Origin of the sequence: Variovorax nitratireducens, assembly GCF_051216545.1 — a bacterium.
Classification (GTDB): Bacteria; Pseudomonadota; Gammaproteobacteria; order Burkholderiales; family Burkholderiaceae_C; genus Variovorax.
The window spans coordinates 774,968-788,486 of sequence record NZ_JBPJZO010000001.1 but is presented as its reverse complement, the minus strand read 5'-3'; the positions used below and the strand labels follow the sequence as shown (position 1 = coordinate 788,486).

The following is a 13,519-nucleotide window of genomic DNA, read 5'->3' as shown; positions in this document are numbered from 1 at the left end:
ACAGCATGTTTGAGCAACTCGGACTGATCGGCTGCGGCCTGATGGGCGGGTCGTTCGCGCTCGCGCTCAAGAAGGCCAAGCTGGTGAAGCGTGTTGTCGGCTACAGCAAGTCGCCCTCCACCACCGAACGCGCGCGCCAGCTCGGTGTGATCGACCTGGCGGCGCCGTCGGCGCTGCTGGCCGTGTCCGGGGCCGACCTGGTGCTGATCGCCGTGCCGGTGGCGGCCTCCGAGGCCACGTTCAAGTCGATCCGCCACGGCATCTCGGCAGAGACGCTGGTGATGGACGTCGGCTCGACCAAGGGTGACGTGATCGAAGCGGCGCGCCGCGGCCTGCAGGAGCACTTCAGTTGCTTCGTGCCGGCCCACCCGATCGCGGGCAAGGAGGTGTCGGGCATCGAGCATGCCGAGGCAGCCCTGTTCAACGGCCGCCAGATCGTGCTCACGCCGGTCAGGGCCACGCTGCGCTCCAATGTGCAGCGTGCCAGCCGCACCTGGACGTCGCTCGGCGGCAACGTGGTGCAGATGACGCCCGAGGAGCACGATGGCGCCTTCGCCGCGGTCAGCCACCTGCCGCACCTGCTGGCCTTCGCCTTCGTCAACGGTATTGCGGGCCAGGCCAATGGCAAGCGCTTTCTCGAGCTCGCAGGCCCGGGCTTTCGCGATTTTTCGCGCATCGCGGCCAGCGACCCGGCGGTCTGGCGCGACATCCTGCTGGCCAATCGCGAACAACTGCTGGCACAGACGCGCGAGTTTCGCGAGGCACTGGAAACGCTCGAGCTGATGGTCGCCACGGGCAACGCCCAAGGCCTGGAGAACGCGATCGAATCGGCCCGACGCGTGCGTGCGGGCTGGCAATCCGGCAACCCCGCCGACTGAACATGTTTTCGACTCCCTTTCTCGACATCCCGCCACTGGCGGGAGCGGGTGGCACGGTGCAGCTGCCCGGCTCCAAGAGCATCTCGAACCGCGTGCTGCTGCTGGCTGCACTCTCCAGCGGCACCACCACCGTCCACGACCTGCTGGACTCCGACGACACGCGGGTGATGCTGGAGGCGCTGGCACAGCTCGGCTGCCGCATCGAGCGCACCGATGGCCTGCTCAGAATCGAGGGGCTTGGCGGCCAACTGTCGACGCCTCGCGCTTCGCTGTTCCTCGGCAATGCCGGCACCGCGATGCGGCCGCTGACCGCAGCGCTCGCGCTGCTGGGTGGCGAGTTCGAGCTCCGCGGCGTGCCGCGCATGCACGAGCGGCCGATCGGCGATCTGGTCGACGCGCTGACCCAGCTCGGTTGCCGCATCAACTACCTCGGCAACCCGGGCTATCCACCGCTGCGCATTCATCCTGTGCCACCGGAAGCATTGCAACTCGATGCGCCGATCCGCGTGCGAGGTGACGTCTCGAGCCAGTTCCTGACCGCGCTCCTGCTCGCGCTGCCCATTGCGAGCAGACGCGACATCGTGATCGACGTGGTCGGCGAACTGATCTCCAAGCCCTACATCGAGATCACGCTCAACCTGTTGGCGCGCTTCGGCATCGATGTGGTGCGCGACGGCTGGCAGCGCTTCACGATTCCTGCGGGGAGCCGGTACCGCTCGCCAGGTGACATTCACATTGAGGCCGACGCATCGTCTGCCAGCTATTTCATAGCGCTCGGCGCGATCGCCACGGGCGCTGCGGGCCGAAATGGCTCGAACAGCCTGCGGATCGAAGGCGTCGGCGCCGACTCGATCCAGGGCGACATCCGTTTCGTCGAGGCCGCCGAGGCGATGGGCGCGCGGGTTCAAAGCGGCCCGAACTGGCTCGAGGTTTCGCGCGGCGCCTGGCCGCTCAAGGCCATCGACCTCGACTGCAATCACATCCCGGACGCCGCAATGACGCTGGCCGTGATGGCGCTCTACGCCGAGGCGCCCAGCACCCTGCGCAACATTGCAAGCTGGCGCGTCAAGGAAACCGACCGGATCGATGCCATGGCCAACGAGCTGGGCAAGCTCGGTGCCACGGTCGAGGCCGGCCCCGACTTCATTCGCGTCCATCCGCTGGCGGCCGATGGCTGGCGTGCCGCCAGCATCCGCACCTATGACGACCACCGTGTGGCGATGTGCTTTTCGCTCGCGGCCTTCAATCCGGCCGGAGTGCCGGTGCGCATCCTCGATCCGCATTGCGTTGCCAAGACCTTTCCTGACTACTTCGAGACGCTGTTCTCCGTGGTCGAGCCGCAGTCGGTGCCGGTGATCTGCATCGACGGCCCCACCGCGTCTGGCAAGGGCACGCTGGCGGTCGAAGTGGCGCGTGCGCTGGGCTACCACTACCTCGACTCCGGCGCGCTGTACCGCGTGACCGGGCTGGCCATGCGGCGCGCCGGCCTCAGCGCCGAGCCGGTGCACGCCGACCGGATCGCCGAACTGGCGCGGTCGCTGCCGCTGCGTTTCGACGCCGGCAAGGTGCTTCTGGCCGGCGAGGACGTGACCGAGGCGATCCGCACCGAAGCGGCCGGCATGGACGCCTCCCGCGTCTCGGCTCTGCCGCCGGTGCGCGAAGCGCTGACGGCCCTGCAGATCAGCTTTCGCGCGCTGCCCGGACTGGTGGCCGATGGGCGCGACATGGGCACCGTGATCTTCCCGGACGCCCCGCTCAAGGTCTACCTGACGGCGAGTGCCGCCCACCGGGCCGAACGGCGCCATAAGCAGTTGATTTCAAAGGGAATTTCGACTATACTCGACAGTCTTCGCGCCGACTTGGAAGCACGCGACGCCAGGGACTCGTCCCGCAGCGTCGCGCCGCTGAAGCCGGCACAGGATGCCCGCCGTCTGGACAACTCCAGCTTGTCGATCGCGCAATCGGTCGACCAGGTGTTGGACTGGTGGCGGCAAGTACAGCCTTTCGGGTCTTCCTGAAGGGTTTTTCAGTTCCAGCAGGTTCCCGCCGCGCGCCAGCGCACCGGCCTTCTGGTTTTTCAACTTAACCCGGGCGACAAGCCCACAACCGCCGTCTACAGACACCAAGCAGCCGCTCGCAATTTCGCACTGGCGCCTGCAACCCTGCCTGACGGAAGGAACCATCAATGTCTGAATCTTTTGCCGACCTGTTTGAAGAGTCCCTGAAGCGTTCCGAAATGCGCACCGGCGAGGTCATCACGGCCGAAGTCGTGCGCGTCGAGCACAACCACGTCGTCGTCAACGCCGGTCTCAAGTCCGAAGCGTACGTGCCGATCGAAGAGTTCAAGAACGACAAGGGCGAACTCGAAGTGCAGGCCGGCGATTTCGTTTCCGTTGCCATCGGCAGCGTCGAAAACGGCTACGGCGACACCATCCTCTCGCGCGACACCGCCAAGCGCCTCGCGTCGTGGATGAGCCTCGAGAAGGCCCTCGAATCCGGCGACTTCGTCACCGGCACCACCAGCGGCAAGGTCAAGGGCGGCCTCACGGTTCTGGTCAACGGCATCCGCGCATTCCTGCCAGGCTCGCTGATCGACACGCGTCCGATCAAGGATCTGACCCCGTACGAAAACAAGACCCTCGAATTCAAGGTCATCAAGCTCGACCGCAAGCGCAACAACGTCGTGCTGTCGCGCCGTGCCGTGGTCGAAGCCAGCATGGGCGAAGAACGCGCCAAGCTGATGGAAACCCTGAAGGAAGGCGCAGTCGTTCGCGGCGTCGTCAAGAACATCACCGAGTACGGTGCGTTCGTCGACCTCGGCGGCATCGACGGCCTGCTGCACATCACCGACATGGCATGGCGCCGTGTTCGCCACCCGAGCGAAGTCGTTCAGGCCGGCCAGGAAATCACCGCCAAGATCCTCAAGTTCGACACCGAGAAGAACCGTGTCTCGCTGGGTCTGAAGCAAATGGGCGACGACCCGTGGATGGGCGTTTCGCGCCGCTACCCGCAATCGACCCGTCTGTTCGGCAAGGTCACGAACATCGCCGACTACGGCGCGTTCGTCGAACTCGAACCCGGTATCGAAGGCCTGGTGCACGTCTCCGAAATGGACTGGACCAACAAGAACATCGCGCCGAACAAGATCGTCTCGCTCGGCGACGAAGTCGAAGTCATGGTTCTTGAAATCGACGAAGACAAGCGCCGCATCAGCCTGGGCATGAAGCAGTGCAAGGCCAACCCGTGGCAAGAGTTCGCGCAAAACACCAAGCGCGGCGACCGCGTCAAGGGCCCGATCAAGTCGATCACCGACTTCGGCGTGTTCGTGGGTCTGGCTGCCGGCATCGACGGCCTGGTTCACCTGTCCGACCTCTCGTGGAACGAAACCGGCGAAACCGCCGTTCGCAACTACAAGAAGGGCCAGGAAGTCGAAGCGCTGGTGCTGGCAGTCGACGTCGACCGCGAGCGCATCAGCCTCGGCATCAAGCAACTCGACAGCGATCCGTTCACCACGTTCACGACCGTGAACGACAAGGGCCAGATCGTCACGGGCAAGGTCAAGACGGTTGACGCACGCGGTGCCGAGATCGATCTGGGCGAAGACATCATCGGCTACCTGCGCGCCAGCGAAATCTCGCGCGACCGCGTCGAAGATGCACGCAACGTGCTGAAGGAAGGCGACGAAGTCACTGCCGTGGTGGTCAATGTGGATCGCAAGACCCGCAACATCCAGCTGTCGATCAAGCAAAAGGACATGGTCGACGAGCAAGGCGCCATGGCCAACCTGAGCCAGCAGTCGGCACGTGAAAACGCCGGCACCACCAGCCTGGGCGCCCTGCTGCGCGCCAAGCTGGACAACAACGACAGCAAGTAAGCTGCTGCCGAACGGGACAGACCGGCGTGCTTCGGGCACGGCGCTCTGTCCCTTTTTATTTGCCTCGTTTTCCTCGCCGCAACATGACCCGCTCCGACCTCGTCGAAGAACTCGCCGCCCGCTTTGCGCAACTGACGCACCGCGATGCCGAGTACGCCGTCAAGACCATCCTCGACGCGATGGGCGAGGCCCTCGTGCGCGGACACCGGATCGAGATTCGTGGTTTCGGCAGCTTTTCGGTGAGCCGGCGTCCGCCGCGCATCGGGCGCAATCCGCGTTCGGGCGAGAGCGTGCAGGTCCCGGAAAAGCGCGTGCCGCACTTCAAGCCGGGCAAGGCCCTGCGCGAAGCGGTCGATGCACGCAGTGCCGAACTCGATGCTGCCGCGGCAAACAAGACCTGATGGCAAAAGTAGAATCGTCCCGCCAACGGGGACGCCCATGAAATACCTCCTGTGGCTGCTCAAGGCAGCCATTTTTTTTACCCTCTTCGCTTTCGCGTTGAACAACCAGCACGACGCGACCGTCTACTTCTTCTTCGGTACTTACTGGCGCGCGCCGCTGGTGCTGGTGGTGCTCGTCGCCTTCGCAGGCGGCCTGGTGGTCGGCGCGCTCGGCATGCTGCCGGGCTGGTGGAAACATCGCGCGGCAGCCGCCCAGGTGCCGGCCGAGGCCACACCGGCGAGCGCTGCCGCGCCTGCAGCCGCCGGCACCGACCTGCCCGCGGTGCGCCAACATGGACTTTGATCTCAGCTGGTTGCTGCTGGGCCTGCCGCTGGCCTTCGTGCTGGGCTGGCTTGCTTCGCGCTTCGACCTGCGCCAACTGAAGTTCGAGAACCGGCAGGCACCCAAGGCCTACTTTCGCGGCCTCAACTTCCTCCTCAACGAGCAGCAGGACCAGGCCATCGACGCCTTCATCGAGGCGGTGCAGAACGACCCCGACACCCAGGAGCTGCACTTCGCGCTTGGCAACCTGTTCCGGCGGCGCGGCGAGTACCAGCGCGCTGTGCGCGTGCACGAGCACCTGCTGGGTCGCGGCGACCTGAGCCGCGACGACCGCGACCGTGCCCAGCACGCACTCGCGCAAGACTTCCTGCGCGCCGGGTTGCTCGATCGCGCCGAGGCCGCATTGCAGAAGCTCGAAGGCACACGCTACGAAAGCGAATCGCGCCTTTCGTTGCTCGCCATCTACGAGCGCTCGCGCGAGTGGGCCCAGGCTGCCGACGTGGCGCAAAAGCTCGACGAATCGGATCAGGCCAGCTACAGCACGCGGCGCGCACATCACCTTTGCGAGCAGGCGGCCGAGCGCACGGCCGCGGGCGACATCGATGCTGCCGCCGCATTGCTGCGGCAAGCCGTGGTGCTGGCGCCGCAGGCGCCGCGCCCCGCCATCGACACTGCCGCGCTGCAGTTGCGCAACGACCAGGCAGCCGGGGCATTCGATACGCTGGCCGCGCTGTGCGACACCGCGCCGCTGGCCCTGCCGCTGTATGCCGCCGCGCTGCAGCAAGCGGCCGTTGCGTCGCACCGCACCGGCGAGGCGATGGTGCTGCTGCAGCGGCGCTATGCCGAGTCGCCCTCGATCGATGTGCTCGAAGCCATCATCGCGCTCGGTGGCCTGCCGCACGTGTCGAGCCAGGACGAACCCACCGACACGCCGGCCGAGCCGCGAGACGGCTATATCGCGCACCTGGCGCACCATCCCTCGCTGGTTGCGGCCTCGCGCTGGCTCGCGGGCGAGCACTTCACGCGCGAGCAGTTCCACCCGCAGGTGCAGCGCGCGCTCGACCAGGCCACGAGGCCGCTGATGCGCTACCGCTGCGCCGCCTGTGGCTTCGAGGCGCACCAGTACTTCTGGCACTGCCCGGGCTGCCAGGCCTGGGACAGCTATCCGCCGCGCCGCGTCGAAGAGCTGTGAGGGGCGGGTCGGTAGATGCCACGTCAACGCCGCCGGCCCTGATCCGTTGAAACCAGGCCGGCGCAGTCGCACCGGCGTTTTCCAATAATCAGGGAGTTTCAATCATGCTGAAGAAAATCGCGGCCGCACTGGCCGCCATGGTGTTTGCCGTCGTCTCGTTCGCGGCAGTCGACGTCAACAAGGGCAGCGCTGCCGATCTCGATGGGGTCAAGGGTGTCGGGCCTGCGATGTCCGCCCGGATCATCGAGGCGCGCAAGCAAGGGCAGTTCAAAGACTGGGCCGACCTCATGCAGCGCGTCAAGGGCGTGAAGGGCAAGACGGCCGCCAAACTGTCGGGCGAAGGCCTGACGGTCAATGGTGAAAGCTTCAAGGGCAGTGCCGCTGCCGTTCCGGCGAAGGCTGCCAAGGAGGACGTCAAAGCCAAACCCGCTGCCAAGCCCTGAGCCGCCGCCGGGCTACTGCTCGCAGCAAGACAGAAGCCGCCTCCGGGCGGCTTTTTTGCGTCCGACCGCAGGGAAAAGCCTCAACGATGGCCCGTTATTTGCACGTAAGCTGGCCAACGCCTTTCATTCAATCCCTGCTCTGGAGAGCCCATGAATCACAAGTTCAGCATCGCCCTCGCCGGCCTCACATTGGCGGCCACGTCGTTTGCGCAGACCAAGTGGGATCTGCCCACGGCGTACCCCGCCACCAACTACCACACCGAGAACATCACGCAGTTCGCGAAAGACGTGGACGCCGCCACCGGCGGCAAGGTCAAGATCACCGTGCACGCCAACGCATCGCTGTTCAAGGCGCCCGAAATCAAGCGTGCCGTGCAGAGCGGGCAGGCCCAGGCCGGCGAGATCCTGCTGGCCAACTTCGCCAACGAGAACCCGATCTACGCGCTCGACGGTGTGCCGTTCCTCGCCACCACGTACCCGGACGCGAAGAAGCTCTATGCCGCCTCCAAGCCTGCGATGGAAAAGCTGCTGGCCGCGCAGGGCATCAAGGTGCTGTTCATGGTGCCGTGGGCACCGCAGGGCATCTATTCGAAGAAGGAGATCAGCTCGGTGGCCGACCTGCGCGGCATCAAGTGGCGCGCCTACAGCCCGGCGACGGCCAAGATCGCCGAACTCATCGGCGCGCAACCGGTGCAGATCCAGCAAGCCGAGCTGAGCGCCGCGATGGCCACCGGGGTGATCGAAAGCTACATGAGCTCGGGCTCGACCGGCTACGACACCAAGACCTACGAGAGCATCAAGAATTTCTACGACACGCAGGCCTGGATTCCGAAGAACGCGATCCTCGTCAACGCCAAGAGCTTCGATGCGCTCGACGCGCCCACCAAGGCCGCCGTGCTCAAGGCGGCCGCCGATGCCGAGGTTCGCGGCTGGAAGACCGCCGAAGAGAAGAACACCGAGTACAAGCGCCTGCTGACCGAGCGCGGCATGAAGATCCACAAGCCCTCGGCCAAGCTCGATGCCGACATGCGCCAGGTCGGCGGCATCATGCAGGCCGACTGGCTCAAGGTCGCGGGTGCCGACGGCGCCGCGATTGTCGACGCCTACAAGAAATGATAAAGCCCCCACGGGAGACTTGAGCCATGCGCCGCTTCCTCGACCGTCTGTACGACGGTGCGGGCGCGCTCGCCGCGCTTTGCGTTTTCCTGATCTTCGTGCTGATGATCCTGGCCGGCGTCGGCCGCCAGGTGAACTGGCATGTGAGCGGGCTCAACGACGTGGTGGCCTGGCTCTGCGCCGCAGCCGCCTTCTTCGCGATGGCGCACGCCTTCCGCCACGGCGACTTCGTGCGAGTGACGCTGCTGCTCGATGCGGTGAGCCCCAAGGCGCGCCGCGCGCTCGATGTCATGTGCCTGCTGATTGCCTCCGTCGCAGTGGCCTACCTCACCTACGCGGCCACCAGCTTCACCTGGGAAAGCTACGAGTTCGCCGAGATGGCGACGGGCCTGGTGGTGATTCCGATCTGGATTCCGCAGTCGACCTTCGTGATCGGCTGCTGGCTGCTGCTGATCGCCATGGTCGACGAGCTCGTGGGCGTGGTGCGTGGCGAAAAGCCAAGCTACCAGCGCGCCATCGAAGAGCGCCATGCCGCTGGCGATTTCTCTTCAGACATATGAACCACCCCCGATGCGCCTGCGGCGCCTCCCCCTCGAGGGGGCGCACCCAGCGGCCCGGCAGAGCCGGTTCCGCGGGTGCTTCCGAACAAGGCCTCTTCGGAAGCCATGCGTCCGGATCCGCTGGAACGCGTGATGGAAAACAGAAATGATCGAAACCCTTTTGATGGGCGCGCTGCTGCTCGGCATCATGCTGCTCCTGCTGGCCGGCGGCGTCTGGATCGCCATGACGCTGGCCATAGTCGGCTGGGTCGGCCAGGCCTTCTTCACCCATACGCTTCCGGCCAAGAATCTGTTCTCGTCGTTCTGGGAGAGCAATGCGAGCTGGGAGCTGGCCGCGCTGCCGCTCTTCATCTGGATGGGCGAGATCCTGTTCCGCACCAAGCTCAGCGAAGAGATGTTCGAGGGCCTGCGCCCCTGGTTGAACCGCGTGCCAGGCCGGTTGATGCACACCACCATCATCGGCTGCGGCGTGTTCGGCTCGGTCTCGGGCTCGTCGGCCGCCACCTGCGCGACCATCGCCAAGGTGGCATTGCCGGAACTCAAGCGCCGCGGCTATGACGAGAAGCTCGCCATCGGCTCGCTGGCCACCGCAGGCACCCTCGGCATCCTGATTCCGCCGTCGATCACGATGGTGGTCTACGCGGTCGCGGCCGATGCGTCCATCATCCGCATCTTCCTGGCCGGCTTCCTGCCGGGCTTCCTGCTGATGCTGCTGTTCTCGGGCTACATCGCCTGGTGGAGCCTGCGCAATCCGCACAAGGTGCCGCCGGCCGACGCACCCACCACCTTCAAAGAGAAGATCCGGCTGTCGGGCAACCTCATCCCGTGCGCGCTGCTGATCGTGTTCATCGTCTGGGTGCTGGTTGCAGGCTGGGCCACGGCCACCGAGTGCGCGGCGTTCGGCGTGCTGGGCGCGCTGGGCATCGCAGCCTGGGGCAAGAGCCTGAGCTGGCAGAACTTCAAGGACGCGCTGATGGGAGCCACGCGCACCAGCTGCATGATCATGTTCATCCTGGCGGGCGCGGCGTTCCTGACCAAGACCATGGCCTTCACCGGCATCCCGCGCGAGCTGGCCGAGTGGGTCGACAGCATGCACCTTTCACCCTACGCGCTGATCGGCGCGCTGGTGGTGGTGTACCTGATCCTGGGCACCGCGCTCGACGGCATCAGCATGATCGTGCTGACCAGCGCCGTGGTGCTGCCGATGATCCAGAAGGCCGGCTTCGACCTGATCTGGTTCGGCATCTTCATCGTATTGCTGGTCGAGATCGCGGAGGTCACGCCGCCGGTGGGCTTCAACCTGTTCGTGCTGCAGAACATGACAGGCAAGGACAGCAATGTGATCGCCAAGGCCGCGATTCCGTTCTTCTTCTGCCTGGTGGTTTGCATCGCGCTGATCACGGTCTTCCCGAGCATCGTGACGATTCTGCCCAATGCGGTGATGGGCGCGGAGAAGTGAATCCGGTGTGTTGCGGATAATCGCGGCATGCTGCTGAACGTCATCGCCATCTGCGCGGCCGCCTGCGTGGGCGCCCTGCTCCGCTGGAGCTTTGCCATCTGGCTCAACCCCGGCAGCCTGTTGCCCTGGGGCACGCTGGCCGTCAACCTGATCGGCGGCTACCTCATCGGTGTGGCCATCGGCGTGTTCAACGGTCTGCCGGACATCGACCCTGCCTGGCGGTTGCTGGTCATCACCGGCTTTCTCGGCACCTTCACTACCTTCTCGAGCTTTTCGGCCGAGACCGTCAGCATGCTGCTGAACGGCCGCACCGGCCTCGCGCTCGGCACCATCGCGCTGCATGTGTGCGGCTCGCTGTGCCTCACCTGGCTCGGGCTGCGCACCGTGCAAGCCCTTGCCGGTTAGGCTTGCCCTGCAGCGGTAGGCGGATTGGCTTTCGGGGTGCGTGCACAGGGCACCGGGTACTCCCCTCCGCGAATGTCCCCCGCCTTCGGCTCCTCCTTTATTTCGCTGCGGGGAGTACCCGATGCCCTGTGCACAGTGGGCGCGGCTGTAGTGCTGAACGATGAACCACCGCTCTGACGGATCACGCCGATGGCGTGCTCTGCGCAGCGAAATAAAGGAGGAGGCCGAAGGCCGGGGGACATTCGCGGAGCAGAGTACGCCGTCGGCGTGATCGCCCCCCAGCCTTCACCTCAACGTGGCCCCAATCGATCGTAGACAGGCCCCCGACAGACGTTGTCGCAACGGCATTCAACGATGTCAGCAAGAGCACAGCCGTCACTCGGAAAATTCACACATGGGCTTTCTCCAGGCACTGCTGAAACGCCAGCACCGCGCGTGACGGCTTCGGCGAACGCCGCAACAGGCTGACGAAGCGGCACGCATAGTTGAAGCGCGCCGGCAGCACCGGCTTCATGAGGCCGCGTTGCTCGAAGACCTGCGCATAGTGGTCGGGCAGGAATCCCAGGAACCGCCCCGAAAGAATCAGCGTCGCAATCGCCTCCTGGTCGAAGCCCGTCGCCTTGCGCGACAGCCTTGCACGATGGCTCAGCTCCATGTTCGGCGAGTGATAGCCAAGCCCCGCGAAATGGTGCTCGCCCAGCTTGGGCCAGGTGAGCTTCGCATGGCTGCTGTCGAACAGCGGATGCCCCTTGCCGCAGTAGAGCAGCATCGTCTCGTCGAACAGGTCGGCGTACACCAGGCTCTTCGAACTGCGGTGCGCCGGGATGATGCCGATCTGAAATTTGCCTTCGAGCACGCCTTGCTCGATCGCATTGATGGAGCCAACGTGCACCGCCAGGCTCACCTCCGGCGCGATCTCGGTGAAGCGCGCGATCGCCTCGCCGATGCGCGCCTTCGGATTGGTCGCGGTCTTGTCAAACAGCGCCACCTCCAGCTGCCCACCCATGCGGTTGTGGATGTCGTCGATGCCGCCACGAAAGGCGTCGACCGAGGCCAGCAGCCTGAGCGTCTCGTCGTAGACGCGCTGCCCCTCGGCCGTCAGCGCGAAGCCGGCCCGCCCGCGACGGCACAGCACCAGTCCGAGCCGGGTCTCGAGATCCTTCACATGCCGGCTCACGGTCGAGGTGCCGATGTTGAGCTCCAGCTCGGCGGCGGCCATGCCGCCGCAGTCGACCACGCTCTTGAACACCTTGAGCAGGCGCAGATCCATGTCGCTGAGCTGGCCGAGCACGGCGCGGTTTCGGGCGACGTTCTCTCGCGGCGGTTTTACTTGCATAGACTGTCAAGTGAACATTGATATTGCGCCATTCTCCACACTGAAGGCTGTGCGAACAATCGGCTGGTTCCGCATCCCGTTCATCCACCCTCCCGGAGCCCGCCTCGCGCGGGAAGCGCCATGACCCTTGCCTCGCCCGCCATCGAACCGAACCCCGCCTTGCGCACCGATGCCGCCTGGCTCGACGCGCACTGGATGCCCTACACCGCCAACCGCAGCTTCAAGGCCGACCCGCGCCTGATCGTGGAAGCCAAGGGCGCCTACTTCACCGACAGCGACGGCCGCAAGATCTTCGACGGCCTCTCAGGCCTCTGGTGCTCGGGCCTCGGCCATGGACGCCCCGAAATCACCGAAGCCGTGACCCGCCAGATCGCCAAGCTCGACTACTCGCCCGCCTTCCAGTTCGGCCACCCGCTCTCGTTCGAGCTCGCCAACAAGCTCAAGGAACTGACGCCCGCGGGCCTGGACTACGTGTTCTTCACCGGCTCGGGCTCGGAAGCCGCCGACACTTCGCTCAAGATGGCACGCGCCTACTGGCGCACCAAGGGCTTCGCGGGCAAGACGCGCCTGATCGGCCGCGAGAAGGGCTACCACGGCGTCAACTTCGGCGGCATCTCGGTGGGCGGCATCGGCGCCAACCGCAAGCTCTTCGGCCAGGGTGTTGAAGCGGATCACCTGCCGCACACCCAGCTCGCGAGCAACGCCTTCACGCGCGGCATGGCCGAGAACGGCGCCGAGCTGGCCGACCGCCTGCTTGACCTGATCGCGCTGCACGACGCATCGAACATCGCGGCCGTGATCGTCGAACCCTTCGCGGGCTCGGCCGGCGTGGTGATTCCGCCCAAGGGCTACCTGAAACGCCTGCGCGACATCTGCACCGCCCACAACATCCTGCTGATTTTTGACGAAGTGATCACCGGTTTTGGCCGCTGCGGCGCGCTCACCGGCGCGGATGCCTTCGGCGTGGTGCCCGACATCATGAACGTCGCCAAGCAGGTGACCAACGGCGCGCAGCCGCTGGGCGCCGTGATCGCCAGCAAGGAGATCTACGACACCTTCATGGCGGCCGGCGGGCCCGACTACATGCTGGAGTTCCCGCACGGCTACACCTATGGCGCGCACCCGGTGGCCTGCGCCGCCGGCATTGCCGCGCTCGACGTGCTGCAGAAGGAAGACATGATCGGCCGCGTGAAGGCGCTGGCGCCGCATTTCGAGAACGCGGTGCACAGCCTCAAGGGCAGCAAGCATGTGGCCGACATCCGCAACTTCGGCCTGGCGGCGGGCATCACCATCGCGGCGCTGCCGGGCGAGCCGGCACGCCGGCCCTACGAGATCGCGATGAACTGCTGGAAGAAGGGCTTCTACGTGCGCTACGGCGGCGACACGATCCAGCTCGCGCCGCCGTTCATTGCCGAGAAGGCCGAGATCGACCGTCTCGTCAACGCGCTTGCCGACGCGCTCGCCGAAACCGCCTGAGTCCCCGCAAACCGCGCCGGCCGAAGCGCGGCGCAGAGGGGAATAGAGGGGCGTGAC

13 protein-coding genes are annotated in these 13,519 nt (G+C 65.6%); 12 read left to right on the top strand and 1 reads right to left on the bottom strand.

Going from position 1 to position 13,519, the window contains the following annotated elements:
- The first annotated feature begins 5 nt into the window (after positions 1–5).
- The 11 genes from ACSFA8_RS03640 to crcB all read left to right on the top strand — a co-directional run bounded on the left by ACSFA8_RS03640 (position 6) and on the right by crcB (position 10,650).
- Positions 6–878 carry a prephenate dehydrogenase gene (locus ACSFA8_RS03640; protein ID WP_435478145.1) on the top strand — a complete coding sequence of 291 codons (873 nt, stop codon included), beginning with the start codon at positions 6–8 and terminating at the stop codon, positions 876–878.
- Between the two features lie 2 nt (positions 879–880).
- On the top strand, positions 881–2,896 hold the full coding sequence (locus ACSFA8_RS03635) for a bifunctional 3-phosphoshikimate 1-carboxyvinyltransferase/cytidylate kinase (protein ID WP_435478144.1): 2,016 nt from the start codon (positions 881–883) through the stop codon (positions 2,894–2,896).
- Positions 2,897–3,063: 167 nt separating this feature from the next.
- Positions 3,064–4,752: a 30S ribosomal protein S1 gene (gene rpsA, locus ACSFA8_RS03630; RefSeq protein ID WP_286545796.1), complete on the top strand. Its 1,689-nt coding sequence runs from the start codon at positions 3,064–3,066 to the stop codon at positions 4,750–4,752.
- 59 nt (positions 4,753–4,811) lie between these two features.
- The gene (locus ACSFA8_RS03625; RefSeq protein WP_435478143.1) at positions 4,812–5,153 is read left to right on the top strand and encodes an integration host factor subunit beta; all 342 of its coding nucleotides are present in this window, start codon (positions 4,812–4,814) and stop codon (positions 5,151–5,153) included.
- Between the two features lie 37 nt (positions 5,154–5,190).
- Complete coding sequence (locus tag ACSFA8_RS03620) at positions 5,191–5,496, top strand: LapA family protein (protein WP_435478142.1); 306 nt, start codon at positions 5,191–5,193, stop codon at positions 5,494–5,496.
- Positions 5,486–6,667: a lipopolysaccharide assembly protein LapB gene (lapB, locus tag ACSFA8_RS03615; RefSeq protein ID WP_435478141.1), complete on the top strand. Its 1,182-nt coding sequence runs from the start codon at positions 5,486–5,488 to the stop codon at positions 6,665–6,667. Before ACSFA8_RS03620 ends, lapB begins: the two co-directional genes overlap by 11 nt.
- 104 nt (positions 6,668–6,771) lie before the next feature.
- Positions 6,772–7,110: a ComEA family DNA-binding protein gene (locus ACSFA8_RS03610; RefSeq protein ID WP_435478140.1), complete on the top strand. Its 339-nt coding sequence runs from the start codon at positions 6,772–6,774 to the stop codon at positions 7,108–7,110.
- 150 nt (positions 7,111–7,260) lie between these two features.
- Complete coding sequence (locus ACSFA8_RS03605) at positions 7,261–8,226, top strand: TRAP transporter substrate-binding protein (protein WP_435478139.1); 966 nt, start codon at positions 7,261–7,263, stop codon at positions 8,224–8,226.
- A gap of 26 nt (positions 8,227–8,252) precedes the next feature.
- A complete protein-coding gene (locus tag ACSFA8_RS03600; RefSeq protein WP_435478138.1) occupies positions 8,253–8,786 on the top strand; it encodes a TRAP transporter small permease in 534 nt (177 codons plus the stop codon).
- A 145-nt stretch (positions 8,787–8,931) separates the two neighbouring features.
- Entirely contained in the window at positions 8,932–10,245 is a 1,314-nt protein-coding gene (locus ACSFA8_RS03595; RefSeq protein WP_435478137.1) for a TRAP transporter large permease, read from the top strand.
- 27 nt (positions 10,246–10,272) lie between these two features.
- Entirely contained in the window at positions 10,273–10,650 is a 378-nt protein-coding gene (gene crcB / locus ACSFA8_RS03590; RefSeq protein ID WP_435478136.1) for a fluoride efflux transporter CrcB, read from the top strand.
- 388 nt (positions 10,651–11,038) lie between these two features.
- Here crcB and ACSFA8_RS03585 read toward each other — a convergent pair whose 3' ends face one another.
- Positions 11,039–11,986 carry a LysR family transcriptional regulator gene (locus ACSFA8_RS03585; RefSeq protein ID WP_435478135.1) on the bottom strand — a complete coding sequence of 316 codons (948 nt, stop codon included), beginning with the start codon at positions 11,984–11,986 and terminating at the stop codon, positions 11,039–11,041.
- A 120-nt stretch (positions 11,987–12,106) separates the two neighbouring features.
- On the opposite strand from ACSFA8_RS03585, the gene aptA reads away from it, so the two are divergent.
- Positions 12,107–13,462, top strand: a complete 1,356-nt coding sequence (aptA, locus tag ACSFA8_RS03580) for an omega-aminotransferase AptA (protein ID WP_435478134.1) — start codon at positions 12,107–12,109, stop codon at positions 13,460–13,462.
- The last annotated feature ends 57 nt before the right edge of the window (positions 13,463–13,519 follow it).